Below are 18,888 nucleotides of genomic sequence, written 5' to 3'. Positions count from 1 at the left end.
TTTAATGGTTTATGATATATTGATCTTTTTTTTCGTACCAAAGGATTGGGTGATACGGTCGAGGATAATGGCCAGGATAACCACGGCAATCCCCCCTTCAAATCCAACACCGATTTTTAACTGGGTGATTCCTTTCAGAACTACCTCTCCAAGTCCGCCGGCTGCAATCATGGCGGAGATCACCACCATCGACAGCGCCATCATGATGGTCTGGTTGACACCCGCCAGAATAGTGGGCAAAGCGATAGGGAGTTCTACCTTAAATAACAGTTGCCGCGGTGTAGCCCCAAATGAACGGGTAGCTTCGACAATGGATTTCGGCACCTGACTTATTCCCAGGCTGGTTAAACGTACTGCCGGGGGCATCGCAAAAATAACGGTTGCAAATGCACCTGGAACTTTACCCAGTCCGAAGAACAACACTGCAGGGATCAGGTAAACGAAAGCCGGCATGGTCTGCATGAGATCCAGTATGGGACGCATGATCCGTCCCGCCAAAGGTTTCTTTGCTGCCCAGATGCCCAATGGGATACCCATTAATAAGGCAATCAATGCAGCGGAAAGAATGAGGGCAAGGGTGGCCATGGTTTGCTCCCAGTAGCCCATTCCCCAGATCAGTGTCATGCCGAACAGCGTGAGCAGCGTTACTCCCCAGCCTGTTCTTTTCCAGGCAAGAAAGGCAATCAGGGCAATGATCACATAAAAGGGTGGGAACAGAAATACATATTCCACACTGTTCACCACACTTTCTACGATGTATTTGATTGCACTAAACAGGGTTCCGAAATTCAGCGTCAGCCAGTTGATAAATTGTTCTATATAGGGTCCTATATGTATCATTATATAATTTCTTTTTGAAGGTTATCAATTGTATTTCCAGTCACGTTTTCCCATGAAGTGCCGGTCGTTTCAATCAGCAGGGAAGTCTGTGCCACAATACCCAGTAATTTATTGGTCTCCCGGTCGACAACCGGTACAGCCCTTCCATTTTCTGCAATGAAGGGGAGCATTTGCTCTACTGTAGTCTCCAGATAGGCCACGGGCACATCAGGGATGATGGCCTTTTCAATGGTGTGCTCACCCTTCGCCTTAAGCTCCAGGATATCTTTCAGGTAAACAAAACCGAGAAAGTGTTTGTCCACCGATACTGCCGGGAGGGAAATCAGCCCTGAAGCACGCATTTTACGCAGACTTCCTTCTACGCCATCTTTCCTGAAAATGGCTACAGTAGGTTTTTCAAACATCAGGCTGGCTGCAGTAATAATGGCTTTACGGTCGACTTTCTCAACAAAAGAGGACACATAGTCGGTTGCAGGATTCGTTAAAATATCTTCAGGTGTACCGATCTGTATCACTTCTCCATCTTTCATAATGGCAATACGGTCGCCCAAACGAATGGCCTCATCCAGGTCATGCGTAATGAATACAATAGTTTTCTGCATGGTCTTCTGCAGGTCGATCAGCTCATCCTGCATTTGTGTACGGATCAGCGGGTCGAGTGCCGAGAAGGCTTCATCCATCAGCAGGATTTCCGGTTCATTCGCCAGGGCTCTGGCCAGGCCAACCCTTTGCTGCATTCCTCCGGAAAGGGAGGAGGTATGTTGATTTTCGTATCCCTGGAGACTGACCAGCCTGATCACTTCTTCTGCCTTCTTTTCCCGCTCTGCCACCGGGACATTTTGGAGCTCCAGTCCGAAAGCTACGTTTTCCAGTACCGTGCGGTGCGGGAGCAGTCCGAAATTCTGGAAGACCATGGCCATCTCTTTACGGCGTACAGCCTGCAGCTCGGCATCATCCAGGCTGGTGATATTGACATCATTCAGGATTACATTTCCCGAAGTCGGTTCGATTAATCTGTTTAGGCACCTCAGCAAGCTGGATTTACCACTTCCTGATAAGCCCATGATGACAAAGAATTCACCTTTTTCTATATTAAAAGTAGCATTTTTAACGGCCACTGTACAACCTGTCTCTTTCAGGATGTCTGATTTACTCTTTCCCTTTTTTAAGAGGGACAGGGCCTCCGCCTTATCTTTACCAAAGATGAGCGTGAGGTCTTCTATTTTAAGTTTAGACATAATATTTTGGTGTGTGTTGTTTAAAAATAATAGCCGAAATTGATGTTAAAGCGGCTATGCCAGCCGGAATCCGGATTACCTGAAGACAATCCTTTCTGCCATTCCGGCCCCAGCCAGGGCTGGTTGTTTCCTGCTGCCCAGTCAATATAAGTAACCAGGTTACCGGCACTTACCATACATCCGGCAACATTCATTTGGGTATCGGTAAATCCTTGCTGAGGTTTGTCCATATAGGAGAAATTCTCATAAAAGGTGAGGGCGCTGACTGGCCCTAATTTTACTGGTTGCGTATAAGCAAAGGATGCTGTGTGTAGAAGAGCACGTTGTGCCACCTCATAGGTTGCACCATAGGCCCCCAATTCTACTGCTCCTTTATACTGTGAGGAATCTGCCAGGTTGTACTGGTAATACATGGACTGCAGTTTCACATTCAGCTTCCCGAAATTCAGGTCTGTATGTGCAGCGGCTGCCCATCTGGCACCCATTCTGCCGGTAGGAAGGTTGTAGACACCTCCCAGCATACCCGAAATACCGATTTTCTTGTTGGGCGACAGCAGGTATTCCGTCTTGATATTCCCCTGGTTGACTTCTTTGTTCCTGCCTGCGACGTCATAAGAGTACCTGGAAGGATCGATTTCGGTTTTGTCCCCAAAATCGAGTTCCATCGCATTTTTGAAGAAGGCGATGTCATAGACCCAGCGTTTCCGTTGTTGATGAAATTTGAATCCCATGGAGAATTTATCTTCAAAACCCACATAATAAGGGAGATTGAAGAACCAGTTATGGGAATTGTAAGTGGTATTACCGAATGGATTTTGTACCAGTCCGGCCTGGAGATGGGTACTGTCATTAAAGTGGTAGGTGACATATCCGTCTTTCAGGAAACTTCCGCCGGAAGTTTTGGAATAAAACCTGTATTCTGCATGGAAATCAAGTTTTTTATAGGCTGCATCAGCATTGACCCTGAACATGTCGAGACCGAAATCACCTCCCCGTGTCACTTGTTCTTTCTTCCAGGTAGAGAGGTTGTAGTTGAACCTGAGCGCACCACCTATTTTTAGTGTGGGTTTTTCCGGACTCAGGCGGATGGGTATGGTGTCCCTCTTTGTTGTTGTTGAGTCTTTTTCCTGTGCTTTCACTACGAATGGAGAGATAGTGAAGAGCGTTAAACAGTATAAATACTGTAGTTGTTTAACCATAATAAAGTTTTCACATGCTGACTCCATTGTCGCATGAGATAAAATGCTTTATAATAAAACATTAGTAATTGGAATTCAGGGAGCAGATCCCTAAGGTTTTTAAACAGATATGTGGCTATTTTCTATCAAAGAATGAACGATCAGATGTCGTATAAATAGCGAGGTTTAAATTAAAAACACTGCAAATGTACCAAAATTTTGCTAAATAATGAAATTTCATTCCAAAAAGGGGTATTTATTAACGTAAACAGTAGTTTTTAACACAGAAAAAAAACATGTGTTTTCGCTCCAATTCACCCTGTCCCAGCTGAATAAAGCGAGGGGAGGCATTGCCTGAAGAAGGAGGTAAAAACAACAGCATTTTTAGGCATATTCCTATGGACGGCAATGATGCGCTTTGGGATTTTATAGCTATTGCAGTGGAGCTTTTAACCTGTTTTGCCTGTTTGGAGCCTGGGCCTTATCCCTAAGATATTTATGTCAAACACATTTTTTTTTACAGAAATTACATATTTTAGGTAAAAAAAGCGTTGGAGAATTACCTTAACTATCCACATCTGCCCCTTACATGAATAAAAAAAACACTCCAATCGTATGTTTCCTTGTGTTTATATTTGCTTTGAAAGCACCCGCACAAGTCACAGATACCTTAACGGCGAAGGATACCCTTCACAAGTCTGCCTCCCCGGTATCTTTTAAGCAACCGAAGCTAACCTCATTCATCCCGGCGGCAGCTGCTGTGGCTTATGGATTTGTTGCCCTGAACAGCGACTGGTTCAGGAAACTTGATACCCATATCTATGAGAATACCAATAAAAAGCACCCCGATTTCCATACGCCTGTAGACGATTACCTGCGCTATGCACCGGCAGCAGCAGTATTTGGCCTGGAATTGGCGGGGGTAAAGGGGAAAAACAACCTGGGTGATAAAACTGCCCTGTTCCTGATTTCCTCCCTGGTGACCAATGGGAGTGTCGCTATCCTGAAAAGGAGCAGCAACAGGATGCGTCCAAACCGCTACAATGACTATTCTTTTCCATCGGGACACACCGCGACAGCTTTTGCTGTCGCAGAATACCTCCATCAGGAGTATGGTGAACAATCCCTCTGGTATAGTGTAGCCGGATATACCGTCGCCTCAGCCACAGGAGTTTTTCGCCTCTACAGAAATTATCACTGGTTCAGTGATGTCGTTGCCGGAGCTGGAATGGGCGTTTTGTCGACCAAGTTTACCTACCTGGTTTACCCATCCCTGAAAAGACTGGTACTGGGTAAGAAAAAAACAAACCTGACCTTGCTTCCGGTTTATCAGGACCGTGCCTTCGGAATGGCCTTTTCCACAAAATTATAATGCTGTTGGCTGCTATTCTTTTATATTTGCTGTATGATTGAACCAATGATCTATGATTATGATCCGATTAACCGCAATGCGCTGTTCGTAAAAGCTAAAAAACCTTTTTACGACTGGATCAACTATATCGACCCTGAATTTCCTGTGGTAGATAACGATGAAGGAACAGTATACCTGATCAAAGAATTGGATACACAAAAGAAGCTGGAAAACTGGCTGAAAAAACATTTCGACGAAATCTTCAGGAATGAGCTGAATGGCTACCATACCGATCCGGAGGATTGGCCGCAGACCAGGACTTTCAAAGTATTTAAGGAATGGTTCAGTGTCGAAATTTCGTCAATGGTGGTGGATATGCTGGAAACTCCTATCCTAAAACAGGAGTAATTCCCACATAAATTCTTATTATTGGGGATGAATGCCAAAGTCAAGTCAAATCCTGAGCAGCTCCGATTAAAAGAACAATACGCAAAAAAAGGAAAATGGTTTAAATGGGGGCCATATCTGTCTGACCGACAGTGGGGAACCGTTAGGGAGGATTATAGTGCAAATGGCGATGCCTGGGATGAGGTGACCCATGACCAGGCACGAAGCAAAGCTTACCGCTGGGGAGAAGAAGGCCTTGGTGGATTCAGTGACGACCAGCAACACCTTTGTTTATCCCTTGCCCTGTGGAATGGAAAGGATCCTATCCTAAAGGAACGTTTGTTTGGCCTGACGAACAATGAGGGGAACCATGGTGAAGATGTGAAGGAATTGTATTATCATCTCGATAGCAGTCCTACCCACAGTTATATGAAAATGCTGTACAAGTACCCCTTGAACTGCTTTCCTTACCAGCGCCTGCTGGAAGAAAACAGAAAACGGGATAAGTCACAGCCCGAGTTTGAACTCATCGATACCGGCATATTTGACCAGGATGAATATGCTGATGTCTTTATTGAATATGCCAAAAACAGCGAAGAAGATCTGCTGCTGAAGTATACAGTATGGAACCGCAGTGCGGAAACGGCAGAAGTGCAGGTGATTCCACAGTTATGGTTCCGGAATACCTGGAGCTTTGAAGAGAAAACATTTATGCCTGAAATCCTTAACCAAGGTAATGGCACTTTATTGATACGTTCAGAAGAACTATCTGATTATCATCTCTATGCAGATGGTGAGATGGAGTTTCTATTTACCAATAATGAAAGCAATAACCAACTGTTGTACCAGTCGCACAATCCCTGTCCCTATGTAAAAGATGGGTTCAATGAATGCATAGTAAAGGGGAAACTGGATGCCGTAGATGCGAAACAAAGCGGTACGAAAGCAGGCATCTGGTATCGGCTGACTATTCCTGCGGGAGAAAGTATGGAGGTCAGGATCAGGCTTTCAAATGCTAAAATAGACAAGCCATTTAAAGATTTCGATAATATTTTTGAACAGAGGATAGCAGAATGCGATTCCTTTTATGCCGCGTTGCAGCACAATGCTGCAACGGAGGAAGAAAAAATGATACAGCGGCAGGCCTGGGCGGGATTGCTTTGGAACAAACAGTTTTACAGTTATGATGTGAATCGCTGGCTGAATGGCGACAGGGGACAGCCGGCCCCGCCAAAGCAAAGAAAAAAAGGCAGGAATATCCATTGGAAACATTTCGTGGCCAATGATATTCTCTCTATGCCAGATAAATGGGAATTTCCCTGGTTTGCCACCTGGGATCTCGCCTTCCATTGTATGAGTTTTGCGGCACTGGATGCCGATTTTGCGAAACAGCAGCTGATGTTGCTGGTGAGCGCCAATTATATTCACCCAAGTGGACAGCTGCCTGCCTATGAATGGGATTTCAGCGATGTGAATCCACCGGTACATGCCATGGCTTCCTGGTTTGTGTATAAAGAAGACAAGAAAAATAAAGGCAAGGGTGACATCAAATTCCTGGTAGAGATGTTCAACAAGCTGTTGCTCAACTTTACCTGGTGGGTCAACCAGAAAGATAGTGAAGGGAATAATATTTTTGAAGGTGGATTTCTCGGGCTCGACAATATCGGTGTGTTCAACCGGAGCCAGCCTGTTCCCGGCGGTGGTTTCCTGGAACAGGCAGATGGAACCAGCTGGATGGCCATGTATGCACTGAATATGATGCAGATCAGCATGGAACTTGCCCTGCAGGATGATGTATTTGAAAGTATGGCCATTAAGTTTTCTGAGCACTTCCTCTATATCGCAGGCTCAATTTCTGCTATGGGAGATGATGCCTATGGATTATGGGATGAAGAAGATGGTTTTTACTATGACATGTTACGTAATCCGGATGGCAGCTCAGATAGGTTACGACTGCGGAGTATGGTCGGACTGATTCCCATGTTTGCCATGATTGTGTTTGACGAGTCCAAATGGAAGAAGTTACCGGGACTGAAAGCCAGGCTGGATTGGTTCATGGCCCAGCGGCCGGACCTGGTTCGCCTGGTCAGCCATTGGAAAGATACCAAGGGACATGACCTGCACCTGTTATCACTGTTGCGCGGGCACAGGATGAAGCTGTTGCTGCGCAGGATGCTGGACCCCAATGAATTTTTATCCGATTATGGCATACGCTCGCTCTCTAAAGTGTATGAAAGTCAGCCTTATACCTATAAGCTTGACGGGTACAATTATGAGGTCAGCTATATCCCTGCTGAAAGTGATTCCCATACCTTCGGAGGAAACAGCAACTGGCGCGGGCCGATATGGATGCCGGTAAATTACCTGATCATAGAATCGCTCAAAAACTTCCAGGAGTATTATACCGATGATTTCAGGGTGGAGTATCCCACAGGATCTGGTGAATATTTCTCCCTGGCCGAGATTGCCGGTTTATTAAGTAAACGATTGAAATCCATATTTCTGCGCGATGAGCATGGCGAACGACCCGTTTTCGGGGGTCATCCGAAGTTTAACCATGATCCTCATTTTAAAGATTACCTGCTTTTCCATGAATATTTTAACGGGGATACAGGACAGGGACTGGGTGCAAGCCACCAGACAGGATGGACCGCATTGATTGCCCTCCTTTAAAACAAGAAAATTTTAATTCGCTAATATCCCATAAAAATGTCGGGTACTTATAAAAAGATAGTTGTGAAAATCGGGTCAAATGTGCTTACACAAGCGAATGGATTACCTGATGAATACCGGATTGCACACCTTGTGGAGCAGATTGTAACATTGAAAAAACAAGGGATCACCGTCATTGTGATTTCCTCAGGTGCAGTGGCCGCCGGAAGGAGCATTTTCAGCATTTCCGAAAAACATGATGCTGTAGCAGCGCGGCAGCTGCTTGCTTCCATTGGTCAGATTAAACTGATCAATACCTATATGTCCCTATTCCAGCAGCATGAACTGCTGTGCTCACAGGTATTGGTCACAAAAGAGGATTTCAGGGACAGGAAACATTATTTAAATATTAAAAACTGCCTCAGCATCTTACTCAAAAATAAGGTCATTCCGATCGTGAATGAAAATGATGTGGTCTCCGTAACAGAACTGATGTTTACCGACAATGATGAATTGGCGGGACTGATTGCCTCCATGCTGGAAGCCGATGCGCTGATTATTCTTTCCAATGTCGACGGCGTTTATGACGGTGATCCGAAATTACCTGGAACCAGGGTCATTGAGGAGATCAGGAGAGATGGGGAGGATGTAGAGCGTTTCATCAGTACCGCAAAATCCGGCTCCGGCAGAGGTGGGATGGTCACTAAACTGGGCATGGCGAAAAAGGTTGCGAAACTGGGGATTCCCGTGCATATTGCCAATGGAACGCGGGACCGGATCCTGATCGATTTACTGGATAAAAAAGTAGTCCATACTTTTTTCAGTCCGGAGAAGGTGACCTCAGGAAAGAAAAAATGGATAGCCCATTCCGAGCAATCGGCAACAGGTACGGTACAGTTGAATGCAGGGGCGACACTGGCGCTGGTCTCAGGAGAGGCACGCAGCCTTTTACCTGTAGGGATCACCCGGCTGATCTCTTCATTTGACAAAGGAGATATCATTAGGTTAATAGATGAAAATGACAAGCTTATAGGGTTGGGTATTGCTGAATACGGATCCGAAAAAGCGAAAGAGCGAATAGGACAGAAGGGACATAAGGCCTTAGTCCATTATAATTATTTTTATGCAGTCGATTAATTCACCGAAAATGGAATACCAGAAATATTTTGACTATGCCCTGAAGGCAAGCCGCTCTTTGCATGAACTGACGAAGGAAAAGGTGAATGAGGTATTGACGGAAATTGCAGGACGACTTCTGGAATCCACTGCAGGCATCCTTGCTTCCAATAAGCTGGACCTGGAGAAAATGCCGGCGGACGATCCGAAATACGACCGCCTGAGGCTGACGGAAGAACGTTTGGAGGCCATGGCACAGGAAGTACGGAATGTGGTGGCCCTAGATAATCCTCTACAGGAAGTCATCTCCTCCAGTGTGTTGCCGAACGGACTGGAACTCTCCAGGGTGAGGGTACCGCTCGGGGTAATCGGTGTGATCTACGAAGCGCGTCCAAATGTCACGCTGGATGTATTTTCCCTATGTTTTAAAACGGGGAATGTGGCCGTGCTGAAAGGTGGAAGTGATGCCGAGCATTCCAATAAGGCGATAGCAGGCATTATCCATACGGTACTCCATGCGCATGGAATTGATATGAATGTAGCCGTATTGCTTCCTGCAGAAAGAGAAGCAACAGCCGCGCTGCTTCAGGCCCGTGGATTTGTAGATGTGCTGATTCCACGGGGCAGCCAGTCACTGATCGACTATGTGAGGGAACACAGTAAAGTTCCGGTAATTGAAACGGGTGCCGGTATTGTACATACCTATGTGGATGTGAGTGCTGACCTGGAAAAGGCCAAGCCCATTGTATTCAATGCGAAAACCAGGAGGGTGAGTGTTTGCAATGCGCTGGATTGCCTGATTGTCCATCGTGAAAGGCTCCGTGACCTGAAAGAAATCACCTTAGCACTCTCAGCTGAATCGGTCGTTATTTATGCCGATGAGGAAAGCTATGCCTCCCTTGACGGGAATTATCCGGCTGCACTGCTTCATCACGCTACTTCGGCAGATTTTGGCACTGAATTCCTGGATTATAAAATGTCGGTTAAAACGGTGGGAGGCTTACCGGAGGCCCTGGAACATATCGCAGCCTACAGCTCTAAGCACAGTGAAGCCATCATTGCGGAAGATGAGGTAAAAATACTCCAGTTCCTGAATGCCGTAGATGCAGCAGCAGTTTATGCCAATGCCTCCACTGCCTTTACAGATGGGGGGCAATTTGGTCTTGGCGCTGAGATAGGCATCAGTACACAAAAGCTCCATGCGAGGGGTCCTATGGGATTAACGGCACTGACCAGCTACAAATGGATAGTAAAAGGTAAGGGACAGACCAGGTAGCAAAATTCATACAGACATACAGATATATTGGTACCAATACACCTGTATGTCATTTAATGCAAGGCTTAGAAACTGAACCCATTTTGATTTTTCACATGGTCCAGTATCAGGCAACTGTGAATGCTACGGATCTCTGGCATCATGGAAATTTTCTTTTCTATGGCGACGAAGGTTTTCATGTTCTTGGTGATGACATTTAAACCAATCTGGGGAACCCCGCCATAATAGACTACTTCTGAGATCCCTTTAATCCGGAGAGCGTCCAGCTTAAACTGGGCTCTCTTTTCAAAGGAATATCCGTAGATGCAAATAAAAATGTGGGCCTTAAAAGTCAGGTTCAGCTTCTCCGCATCCAGTACGATAACCCTCCCCACAATTACCCCCATCTTTGTCATTCGCACAATTCTTGCATACACTGTCGCAGCGGAGCGGAATACCACATCTCCAATCTGCTGGTTGGTCATGGATTCGTCGATCTGCAACAGTCTTAAAATTTCAAGATCAATAGCATCTAATTCTTCTATCATAATTAAGTAAGTTATTTCTATGGCACTTTATTCTCTTATAAAGTTCTTCAAATGTATTATTAATTTACATAATGTATATTTAAATTTTTTAAAAGATAATAAAACTAATTCTTCATGCGGATCTCTTGTAATAATTAATTCGCTGAATAATATTTAGTTTTTTGGCTAAAAAACTAAGAAATTCTTAGATTTTATTTTCACTGTTGCTTATAGTATAAATCTGATTCATATTTACCGCCGGAATTATAATAATAGGAATTTGTAATTGATTATTAATTACATATGCAGTGCATGAGGAAACTTAGTGATGATCAGTTGGTCATAAGTGCAGAGAAGAGTTCATTGGAAAGGTATTTGAGGGAAATTCACCGGATTCCATTATTGAGCATAGAAGAAGAGACAAGGTATGCCAGGCTGGCGAGAGAAAATGATACCCAGGCGATGGAGATCCTCATCAAAGCCAACCTGAGGTTTGTGGTGACCATCGCGAAGACTTACCAGAACAAGGGGTTGACATTGATGGACCTGGTCTGCGAAGGAAACCGGGGACTGATCAAGGCGGCCAATCGATTTGATGAAACGAAAGGATTTAAGTTTATATCCTTTGCCGTATGGTGGATCAGGCAAACGATTATGCTCGCCATTGCTGAACAGACACGAAACATTAAAATCCCGTTGAATGCCGTATCTGCGATGAATAAGATGCAGAAAGCGGAAATGAAGTTTGAACAGCAGCATGAGCGCCTGCCTACCATGCGGGAACTTGCAGAAGAAATTGGTATTGCGGAAGAAGGGATCAGGTTTTTTACGGAGAAACGGCAGCGAACTTATTCTATGGATGCCATATATTCCGCAGATATCCAGCTGAGCCTGCATGACCTGCTGCGCAGTACGGATCCGGCAACCGACCATCTGGTAACGGATGGCAGGAGCATTGAAGATTACCGCAAACTCTTTAAGACCCTGTCTAAAAAGGAATGCCGGGTACTGATCTTACATTACGGACTGAATAACAAGCCCTGTCTCAGCCTGGAAGAGATTGGAATCCTGTTTAATTTAAGCAGGGAAAGGATTAGGCAGATGAAAGACAAGGGGATCAATAAAATTAGGATACAATTGAAAATTGGAAGGGACAGGTTACCGGGATAGGTGATAACACAAAATGCCGATCCAGCGTGATCCGGAATTTAAATACAGAAAGAAACCTGGTTCCTTTCTGTATTTAACCAGCATTTATACAAATGCAGGAACCGGACTGTCAGGATCATTCCCCTGAATCTGGTTTTTACGCATCTGGTAAATTTCTTTGGGTTTTCTATCATATCCATCTGAGATGCTTTTTGCAGCATCATACAGCAGGTAGGCGCCAAGGGTAGCTTCCTGGACTGCAATGAACGGATGTTTAGTTAAATTTTTCAGACCACTTTGAAACAGGTAAGCTCCGGCGACTACAGTTAATAATCTTTTTCCTGTACTCTGTATACCCTCACTATTATCGCTCAGCAATTTCTTAGCAGCCAGAATTGTTATATTTCGTGTGATTTTTCCAAACATAGATTATTCTTTTAGATCTATTACTTCAACGTTTGCCCTCAAAATTTGTTTTCAGGGAAGCCCAAAAATCTGAAGAAAATCTTCACTGAATACTGTTTTTTTAATGAAAAGCAACACCTGGATTGTCTTTGTCCACATCGATCCTGTTCTTTATCCGCTTTCTTCCGGTATAAAGGATGATCATTGCAATGATGGAACTGGAGGCCATAATGGCAACCATCGGTACAGCGGAACGGGTGTCAAACAGGCTCACCGCAACTGAGGCCAGGGCTCCCAATCCCATCTGTACAGCACCCATGAGCGCAGAAGCACTGCCGGCATTTTTGCTGAATGGGGCAAGGGATAAGGCTGATGCATTGGGACTGGCAAATCCCAAACAACTGAGAAAAACAAATAATAAACCTATGGTCTCTGCCAGGCCAAACCAGCCATTGATGCTGCCGGTCAGGAAAACAAGTCCGGTAACCGCCTGGCAGATCAGCGATCCGAAGATGAGCTGTTCACTGGAATAGTATTTCAGCATGATGGTGTTGACCTGGCTGGAACCGATTAGCCCGATACTCAAAAAGGCGAAAATCCATCCATAGGTCTCTTCTTCCACTGCGAAGATATCCATAAACAGGAGCGGAGAGCCCGCTACATAAGCAAACAGACCAGAAAAGGCTACAGCACCGGTAAAGGCATAGGTATAAAACTGCGGTTCTTTCAACACGGCAATGAAGTTGTCCAAGATAGGTTTAGGTCTGAGGGAAATACTCTTGTCGGGACGGTAGCTTTCCGGCAGGCCAAATATGCTGGCCAGGAGGTTGGCTACCCCCAGCAGCAGCAGGATGAGGAATACAGAATGCCAGCCAAAAGCTGCAGTCACATATCCACCTACGGTGGGTGCAACCATGGGAGATACACCTACGACGAGCATGAGCAAGGCAAATATTTTTGCATTTTCCTGAACCGGGAAGATATCCCTCACCATGGCCATAGCTGCAACGGTGGCGGCACAGCTCCCTATAGCCTGAATACACCTCATCAGGATGAGCATGTTGATGGTATCGGCAAAAACACAGCCCAGGGAAGCCAGGATATACACCAGCAATCCGATATACAGTGGCTTTTTCCTTCCGAAACGATCGAGAAGAGGGCCATATAACAATTGCCCCGCAGAAATCCCGATAAAAAACCCGGAAAGGGAGAGGGAGACTTTTGCAACTGTTGTGTTCAGGTCTTTAGCAATGGCCGGAAAACCCGGCAAATACATGTCAATAGAAAAAGGGCCCAAAGCAGTGAGTGACCCCAGTAATAGGATAAGGAAAAAATACTTATTTTTTGTCATTTGATGTTGATAAGGAGAGCGGAATGATGGTGGATCAGGAGATGGATTCCAGGCGTTCCAAAACGATTTTAATGGCTTTTTCTACCACCAGATCCGGTTCTTTACTGAATTGAAAGTTTACCCTGCTGGCCAGGATTGCATTTACAGACAAGGCTTTATGGCCAAGTGCTTTAGATAAGGCATAGATTCCCGCAGTTTCCATTTCCAGGTTGGTAATACGATTTTGCTGAAACCGAAAAGAATTCAGCTGCGCTATGAAACCTGGCACAGCATTGACAGCACGTACCTGCCTGCCCTGTGGGGCATAGAATCCGGGAGCTGTAGCAGTGATCCCCTGTTCCATATCTTTTCCAATGGTCGACAGCAGTCCCGGATCAGCCGCAGAAAGATAGGGACTGATGGCAGTCAGCTGCTCAAAATGCGCTTTCAGGTGGCCGTTTAATGCCTTGTCCTGTTCTGGTACTTCATGCACATAATAATGCATTAAAGCATCCAGTCCAAGTCCATAAGATGAAGCCAGTAAGGTACCCATGGGGATATCCGGCTGTATTGCACCGGAAGTGCCAATCCTGATGATCTGTAATGAGGTTAGCTCCGGTTTCAGCTGTCGGGTATTGAAGTCGATATTGACCAGTGCATCCAGTTCATTCAACACAATGTCGATATTGTCTGTCCCGATCCCTGTGGATACGACTGTGATCCTCTTTTTGCCCAGGTAACCGGTCTGTGTTAGAAATTCACGTTTCCCTTTTTTGAGCTCAATCCGGTCGAAGTATTTGGTAATGGCAGGAATCCTGTCGGGATCACCCACGGTAATAACCGTATCTGCAAGGTCTTCAGGCAAGAGATTAAGGTGATACACACTTCCATCCGGATTAATAACAAGGTCGGCTTCTGATAGTTTTTGCATGGCAGATCATTAGATACGCTGCAAAAATACTGTTTTAAACAGTGTATAGGTATTTTAATTCCGCACCTTCCTGTTTTTCCATGCGCTGCAATACTTTATTGACCTGTGATTTTCTGACTTCCACCATGATCATGCAGTCATTATCGAACTCCTGACGTAAAACAGGCAATTGTTCCTCTTTGATCAGCCGCATAATGTCATTCATCATGATATAGTCAAATTTAATTTCATAGATGTCGTTGACCGACTTTTCCACGATTTCGGCTAGTTGGATAGCTTCGGCAGTAGCTGTTTTATAGGCATGGATCAATCCCGGCACCCCCAGTAATGTTCCGCCAAAATAACGGACGACCACTACCAGAATATTCGTGAGATCGGCCGAGAGTAAGGTATTCAGGATGGGACGTCCCGCAGTACCGGAAGGCTCTCCGTCGTCATTCACCCGGAAAATGTTTCTGTCAGGTGTAAGGCGGTAGGCATAACAGAAATGTACCGCTTTGGGATGTGCTGCCCTTAACTTCAGTAGCTGTTCTTTCACTTCGCTTTCCTGGGAAAGGGGGTAAGCATAAGACAGGAACTTGCTCCCTTTGTCCTTAAAGAGGGCTTCTACTGGTGCTGCTATGGTTTTATACGTATCATCAAATAACATACAACTGGGATAAAGTAATGAGGATAATTGCTGCCAGTGCCATACCCATGCCGATATAATTTAATTTGCTGAGCTTTTCCCTGAAGAAGAAAACACCAACAAGTCCCCCAAGGATAATTACCCCCATATTCATGGCTGCAAATACGGTCGTGGGGTTACTCGCCAATGCCTGGTGTGCTTTCATATAAAACAGGATATTTCCGAAATTAAAGAATCCCAGGATAGCTCCGCAGAGCAGGTTCACCAGCTGTAGCTTTTCATTTTTAACCGTACGTGAATAGATAACAGCAGCCAGGGCAACAACAAATGCCATACAGAAGACAAAAATCAATGAGGTGGTGTAGGGAATGGCTTTATTAAGTGCCAGCTGTTTGAACAGGACATCAATGACGCCAAAACCAAAAAAGACCAGCAAAGGGTAGAGGTAGCTGCTGTTCTTCACCTTCTTAGTGCTCTGTTTGCGGATCAGGGTAAAGAAAATGGCCGCGAAGCCTACCAATAGTCCGGCTATTTTCAATCCATTGAAACTTTCCCCAAAAAGAAACAGCGAGGCCAGCACGGGAATAAAGAGTGACAGACGCTGTGCGATATCTGTTTTTACGATGCCAATATTCCTTACTGAGGCGGCAAGCATCAGGAAAACCAGAGGCAGCAGGAATCCCAGTGCCAGTCCGATGGCACTCGGTGCGGCAACCAGGTTACTCCAGGCAGGCCTGAAGAAAATACAGCTGAACACAAAGGCGAAAAGGTAGTTCCATAGCACAGCCTGCAATACATTGATCCTGTATCTTCTTGCCAGCTTGAGCAATACCGCTACAGTTACACTACAACTTATACTTAAAAATATGTATATCATTAACTTACTAAATTTTTATAAAGAGTTAGTTTATCTTTATCTATCGCAATTACCGAGGTGATTTCCCCATAGATCTGCGGGGCGTACAGGCCGTCTGCCCAGCTGTTTGCTGAAGTAAACACCCTGGCTTCATCCCATAAACCGGAGGAGATAAACTGGTTCAGGATATGGCCCCCACCTTCAATAATAACAGATTGGATATCCATCAGGTACAGCTGAAAAGCAATTTTTTGCGGCAGGTAATATTGCATATCTTCCATGCTGACATAATGCACCTGACCTTCTACATCGGTTTTCTTTTCATTAAAGACGATGGTCTTCGCGATATCACTGAAGATATGGTTGCTCAGCGGAACATCCAGGTTACGGTCGACCAGGATCCTTACCGGATTTTTTCCGGGCCATTCCCTGGCACTCAATTGCGGATTATCGGTTAATGCCGTTTGTTTGCCAACCAATATCGCATCTTCTTCCGTTCTCCATTTGTGTACAATCTTTTTCGCCAATGGGCCACTGATCCATTGCTGAACGGCATTTTTTGGGGCGAAATAACCATTCGCTGTCGTCGCCCATTTCAGGATGATATAGGGGCGCTGTTTGGCAATACGGGTAAAGAAGCGACGGTTGACATAGCGGCATTCCTCTTCCAATACCCCTGAAACTACTTCTATTCCGGCATTTCGGAGTTTTTCAATTCCTTTACCATCCACATCAGGAAAAGGATCCCTGTTGCCGATCACCACTTTTTTTAGCTGGTGTTTGATGAGCAGGTCTGCACATGGCGGTGTTTTCCCGAAATGTGCACAGGGTTCCAGGCTGACATAGGCCACTGCATTTTTCAGGAGGGCAGGAGCTTCCTCCCCGAATTTCTCCAGTACGGCATTCAGGGCATTGACTTCAGCATGTGCCTTGCCGTATTGCCTGTGATACCCTTCTCCAATGATTTTGCCATCGCTTACGATCACACAACCCACCAGCGGATTGGGACTTACTGCACCATTTCCCATTTCAGCCAGTTCCAGGCAGCGTTTCATATATAATTCATCGCTCATATGGGCAAAAGTACCTTCAATTTTCGAGAAGCTGAAATATATTGAACCATAGTGATGCAACTTACACATTTACACCCCTGAAAATGGTAGGCAGATTACAATTACCCCGGAAAGAGGCCTCAAATTAATGATTATTATTAGCTATTTTTGCGGCAATGAACCTACAGGAATTACAGCATTGTTTTGTGAAGGAAGTATCCGCAATATATGACGAGGAAGAAGCCAGGGCATTATTTTACCTGCTGGCCTCACATGTGGACGGATTGGGAAGGACGCAGGTGCTGATGAACCCGGCAATGGAACTTACTGAGGAGAAAATTGCGGTGTATATGCATATGCGTACTGAACTGCAGCAGGGAAAACCCATACAATACATCCTGGGGGAAGCGGAATTTTACGGACTGACTTTTAAGGTGAACCCGGAGGTGCTTATTCCCCGCCCCGAAACGGAAGAGCTGATAGAATGGATCCTTTCCACCATTCAATCTGGTGAGATAAAACCTTTATCTATACTTGACATAGGCACAGGAAGTGGCTGTATTCCAGTAACTTTAAAACAATACTTAGAAGAAACGGAAGTAACCGGACTGGATATTTCTCCCCGGGCTTTGGACATTGCAAGGGAAAATGCCCTGCGTAACCGTACGGAGGTTCAGTTTATCCAGGCTGATATATTGAATTATACCGAAGGGGGCAGGTATGACCTGATCGTCAGCAATCCCCCTTATATCAAAGAAGACGAAAGGGAAGCCATGCACGAAAATGTGTTGTCGCATGAACCACACCTGGCTTTGTTTGTCAGCAATGAGCGTCCTTTGGTTTTTTATGAAGCCATTGCCACATTTGCATTGGAGCACCTACACCCGGAAGGGGCCTTGTTTTTCGAAATTAATGAATATTTGGGCAGGGAAACCCTGGAGATGTTGCAAGAAAAAGGTTTTAAACAGGCCAGCTTAAAAAAAGATATGCAGGGGAAAGACCGGATGATTTTCTGCCGCCATCCAGAGTTCAGCTCTACATAGCCTTTCCGGCTTGGGTTGCATGTTTGAATTTACATTCGTGAATGGTGCTGAACAATCACGCCCTTTAAGTATTCGCGGTCCAGGTGGGTATAGATCTCTGTCGTGGTGATACTCGAATGGCCAAGCATTTCCTGTACGGCCCTTAAATCGGCTCCACCTTCGATCAGGTGGGTGGCGAAGGAATGGCGGAAAGTATGGGGACTGATACTTTTTTTTAAACCTATTTTCTCTGCCAGCGCCTTGATCATGGTAAACACGGAGATCCTGGACAAACCCGTCCCCAGGCGGTTCAGGAAAATAAAATCCTCATGACCACATTTGATTTCCTGGTGATTCCTCACTTCATGGATATAGAGGCGGATGTACTTAAGTGCAGTCTGCCCAATTGGGATAATCCTTTCCTTATTTCCTTTTCCCAGCACCTTGATAAATTCGAGTTCCACATGAAGATCTGATATTTTTAACGTAACCAACTCAGTGACCCTCAGTCCACAACCGTATAAGAGTTCAATGATCGCTTTATTCCGCATACCTTCAGGTGTGGAGGCATCAATCGCTTCCACCAATGCATTGATTTCCTGGATATCCAACACATCGGGCAGCTTCCGGCTTAGTTTGGGTGCTTCCAGTAAAACGGAAGGGTCAACGGTAATGATGTCCTCTATCATCAGGTAACTGAAATAGGCTTTCAAACCGGAGATCACCCTGGCCTGGGTATTGGGCAACATGCCCAGGCCATTCAACCAGGAAATAAAACGGACAAGCTCCAGGTGGTCGATATCCTGCACCCTGAGCTCCTGCGCATTCAGCTCCTGGTACTGAATCAGTTTACTGATATCATTTAAATACGCTTCGACAGAATTTAAGGAAAGTCCGCGTTCCAGTTTCAGGTAGGTTTTGAACTCTTTTAAATAGGAATATTTAATCACACAAAAATTTTAATTGTAAAT

At 45.2% G+C, this 18,888-nt stretch carries 18 protein-coding genes; 7 read left to right on the top strand and 11 right to left on the bottom strand.

Annotated elements, in window-relative coordinates:
• Positions 1 to 9: 9 nt before the first annotated feature.
• The 3 genes from ACSBL2_RS14085 to ACSBL2_RS14075 are packed head-to-tail and all read right to left on the bottom strand — an operon-like array spanning position 10 to position 3,277.
• A complete protein-coding gene (locus ACSBL2_RS14085) occupies positions 10 to 840 on the bottom strand; it encodes an ABC transporter permease (protein WP_442587168.1) in 831 nt (276 codons plus the stop codon).
• Positions 840 to 2,078 (bottom strand): quaternary amine ABC transporter ATP-binding protein, encoded by a 1,239-nt coding sequence (locus ACSBL2_RS14080; RefSeq protein ID WP_442587167.1) that lies wholly within the window; start codon positions 2,076 to 2,078, stop codon positions 840 to 842. Before ACSBL2_RS14080 ends, ACSBL2_RS14085 begins: the two co-directional genes overlap by 1 nt.
• Before the next feature lie 20 nt (positions 2,079 to 2,098).
• On the bottom strand, positions 2,099 to 3,277 hold the full coding sequence (locus ACSBL2_RS14075) for a hypothetical protein (protein WP_442587166.1): 1,179 nt from the start codon (positions 3,275 to 3,277) through the stop codon (positions 2,099 to 2,101).
• 568 nt (positions 3,278 to 3,845) lie between these two features.
• Between ACSBL2_RS14075 and ACSBL2_RS14070 the strand changes: the two genes are divergently transcribed.
• Genes ACSBL2_RS14070 through ACSBL2_RS14050 form a run of 5 tightly spaced genes read left to right on the top strand, consistent with a single transcriptional unit; the run spans position 3,846 to position 10,038 of the window.
• Positions 3,846 to 4,628, top strand: a complete 783-nt coding sequence (locus ACSBL2_RS14070) for a phosphatase PAP2 family protein (protein WP_442587165.1) — start codon at positions 3,846 to 3,848, stop codon at positions 4,626 to 4,628.
• A gap of 33 nt (positions 4,629 to 4,661) precedes the next feature.
• Entirely contained in the window at positions 4,662 to 5,015 is a 354-nt protein-coding gene (locus ACSBL2_RS14065; protein WP_442587164.1) for a hypothetical protein, read from the top strand.
• Between the two features lie 27 nt (positions 5,016 to 5,042).
• Positions 5,043 to 7,667, top strand: a complete 2,625-nt coding sequence (locus ACSBL2_RS14060; RefSeq protein WP_442587163.1) for an MGH1-like glycoside hydrolase domain-containing protein — start codon at positions 5,043 to 5,045, stop codon at positions 7,665 to 7,667.
• Positions 7,668 to 7,703: 36 nt separating this feature from the next.
• On the top strand, positions 7,704 to 8,783 hold the full coding sequence (proB, locus tag ACSBL2_RS14055) for a glutamate 5-kinase (protein ID WP_442587162.1): 1,080 nt from the start codon (positions 7,704 to 7,706) through the stop codon (positions 8,781 to 8,783).
• The gene (locus ACSBL2_RS14050) at positions 8,770 to 10,038 is read left to right on the top strand and encodes a glutamate-5-semialdehyde dehydrogenase (protein WP_442587161.1); all 1,269 of its coding nucleotides are present in this window, start codon (positions 8,770 to 8,772) and stop codon (positions 10,036 to 10,038) included. The genes proB and ACSBL2_RS14050 overlap by 14 nt, the downstream gene beginning before the upstream one ends.
• A 65-nt stretch (positions 10,039 to 10,103) precedes the next feature.
• Here the strand turns inward: ACSBL2_RS14050 and ACSBL2_RS14045 are convergent, their stop codons facing one another.
• A complete protein-coding gene (locus ACSBL2_RS14045) occupies positions 10,104 to 10,565 on the bottom strand; it encodes an Lrp/AsnC family transcriptional regulator (RefSeq protein WP_442587160.1) in 462 nt (153 codons plus the stop codon).
• A 291-nt stretch (positions 10,566 to 10,856) separates the two neighbouring features.
• Here ACSBL2_RS14045 and ACSBL2_RS14040 point away from each other — a divergent pair, with 291 nt between their 5' ends.
• Positions 10,857 to 11,714 (top strand): sigma-70 family RNA polymerase sigma factor, encoded by an 858-nt coding sequence (locus ACSBL2_RS14040; protein WP_442587159.1) that lies wholly within the window; start codon positions 10,857 to 10,859, stop codon positions 11,712 to 11,714.
• 84 nt (positions 11,715 to 11,798) lie between these two features.
• On the opposite strand, the gene ACSBL2_RS14035 is transcribed toward ACSBL2_RS14040, so the two are convergent.
• The 6 genes from ACSBL2_RS14035 to ribD form a co-directional block, all read right to left on the bottom strand.
• Positions 11,799 to 12,119 carry a hypothetical protein gene (locus ACSBL2_RS14035; protein WP_442587158.1) on the bottom strand — a complete coding sequence of 107 codons (321 nt, stop codon included), beginning with the start codon at positions 12,117 to 12,119 and terminating at the stop codon, positions 11,799 to 11,801.
• A 100-nt stretch (positions 12,120 to 12,219) separates the two neighbouring features.
• The gene (locus ACSBL2_RS14030) at positions 12,220 to 13,449 is read right to left on the bottom strand and encodes a multidrug effflux MFS transporter (protein ID WP_442587157.1); all 1,230 of its coding nucleotides are present in this window, start codon (positions 13,447 to 13,449) and stop codon (positions 12,220 to 12,222) included.
• 34 nt (positions 13,450 to 13,483) lie between these two features.
• A complete protein-coding gene (locus ACSBL2_RS14025) occupies positions 13,484 to 14,359 on the bottom strand; it encodes a nucleoside phosphorylase (protein WP_442587156.1) in 876 nt (291 codons plus the stop codon).
• Positions 14,360 to 14,393: 34 nt separating this feature from the next.
• Positions 14,394 to 15,008 carry an IMPACT family protein gene (locus ACSBL2_RS14020; protein WP_442587155.1) on the bottom strand — a complete coding sequence of 205 codons (615 nt, stop codon included), beginning with the start codon at positions 15,006 to 15,008 and terminating at the stop codon, positions 14,394 to 14,396.
• Positions 14,998 to 15,864 (bottom strand): EamA family transporter, encoded by an 867-nt coding sequence (locus ACSBL2_RS14015; protein WP_442587154.1) that lies wholly within the window; start codon positions 15,862 to 15,864, stop codon positions 14,998 to 15,000. Before ACSBL2_RS14015 ends, ACSBL2_RS14020 begins: the two co-directional genes overlap by 11 nt.
• Positions 15,864 to 16,916: a bifunctional diaminohydroxyphosphoribosylaminopyrimidine deaminase/5-amino-6-(5-phosphoribosylamino)uracil reductase RibD gene (ribD, locus tag ACSBL2_RS14010; RefSeq protein WP_442592240.1), complete on the bottom strand. Its 1,053-nt coding sequence runs from the start codon at positions 16,914 to 16,916 to the stop codon at positions 15,864 to 15,866. The genes ACSBL2_RS14015 and ribD overlap by 1 nt, the downstream gene beginning before the upstream one ends.
• 155 nt (positions 16,917 to 17,071) lie before the next feature.
• On the opposite strand from ribD, the gene prmC reads away from it, so the two are divergent.
• Positions 17,072 to 17,938: a peptide chain release factor N(5)-glutamine methyltransferase gene (prmC, locus tag ACSBL2_RS14005; RefSeq protein WP_442587153.1), complete on the top strand. Its 867-nt coding sequence runs from the start codon at positions 17,072 to 17,074 to the stop codon at positions 17,936 to 17,938.
• 29 nt (positions 17,939 to 17,967) lie between these two features.
• Here prmC and xerD read toward each other — a convergent pair whose 3' ends face one another.
• Positions 17,968 to 18,867: a site-specific tyrosine recombinase XerD gene (gene xerD / locus ACSBL2_RS14000; protein ID WP_442587152.1), complete on the bottom strand. Its 900-nt coding sequence runs from the start codon at positions 18,865 to 18,867 to the stop codon at positions 17,968 to 17,970.
• Between the last annotated feature and the right edge of the window lie 21 nt (positions 18,868 to 18,888).

It is taken from the genome of Pedobacter sp. AW31-3R (assembly GCF_052180285.1).
GTDB lineage: Bacteria > Bacteroidota > Bacteroidia > Sphingobacteriales > Sphingobacteriaceae > Pedobacter.
Note: the sequence above shows the minus strand (reverse complement) of the source record. Positions and strands in the feature narration are given on the sequence as shown.

Coding starts and splice junctions, on each gene's coding strand:
- ACSBL2_RS14080 (WP_442587167.1), bottom strand. CDS start 2,078: ATGTCTAAACTTAAAATAGAAGACCTCACGCTCATCTTTGGTAAAGAT.
- ACSBL2_RS14025 (WP_442587156.1), bottom strand. CDS start 14,359: ATGCAAAAACTATCAGAAGCCGACCTTGTTATTAATCCGGATGGAAGT.
- prmC (WP_442587153.1), top strand. CDS start 17,072: ATGAACCTACAGGAATTACAGCATTGTTTTGTGAAGGAAGTATCCGCA.
- ACSBL2_RS14015 (WP_442587154.1), bottom strand. CDS start 15,864: ATGATATACATATTTTTAAGTATAAGTTGTAGTGTAACTGTAGCGGTA.
- ACSBL2_RS14030 (WP_442587157.1), bottom strand. CDS start 13,449: ATGACAAAAAATAAGTATTTTTTCCTTATCCTATTACTGGGGTCACTC.
- ACSBL2_RS14085 (WP_442587168.1), bottom strand. CDS start 840: ATGATACATATAGGACCCTATATAGAACAATTTATCAACTGGCTGACG.
- ACSBL2_RS14075 (WP_442587166.1), bottom strand. CDS start 3,277: ATGGTTAAACAACTACAGTATTTATACTGTTTAACGCTCTTCACTATC.
- ACSBL2_RS14060 (WP_442587163.1), top strand. CDS start 5,043: ATGAATGCCAAAGTCAAGTCAAATCCTGAGCAGCTCCGATTAAAAGAA.
- ACSBL2_RS14035 (WP_442587158.1), bottom strand. CDS start 12,119: ATGTTTGGAAAAATCACACGAAATATAACAATTCTGGCTGCTAAGAAA.
- ACSBL2_RS14045 (WP_442587160.1), bottom strand. CDS start 10,565: ATGATAGAAGAATTAGATGCTATTGATCTTGAAATTTTAAGACTGTTG.
- ACSBL2_RS14070 (WP_442587165.1), top strand. CDS start 3,846: ATGAATAAAAAAAACACTCCAATCGTATGTTTCCTTGTGTTTATATTT.
- ACSBL2_RS14065 (WP_442587164.1), top strand. CDS start 4,662: ATGATTGAACCAATGATCTATGATTATGATCCGATTAACCGCAATGCG.
- proB (WP_442587162.1), top strand. CDS start 7,704: ATGTCGGGTACTTATAAAAAGATAGTTGTGAAAATCGGGTCAAATGTG.
- ACSBL2_RS14020 (WP_442587155.1), bottom strand. CDS start 15,008: ATGTTATTTGATGATACGTATAAAACCATAGCAGCACCAGTAGAAGCC.
- ACSBL2_RS14040 (WP_442587159.1), top strand. CDS start 10,857: ATGAGGAAACTTAGTGATGATCAGTTGGTCATAAGTGCAGAGAAGAGT.
- ribD (WP_442592240.1), bottom strand. CDS start 16,916: ATGAGCGATGAATTATATATGAAACGCTGCCTGGAACTGGCTGAAATG.
- ACSBL2_RS14050 (WP_442587161.1), top strand. CDS start 8,770: ATGCAGTCGATTAATTCACCGAAAATGGAATACCAGAAATATTTTGAC.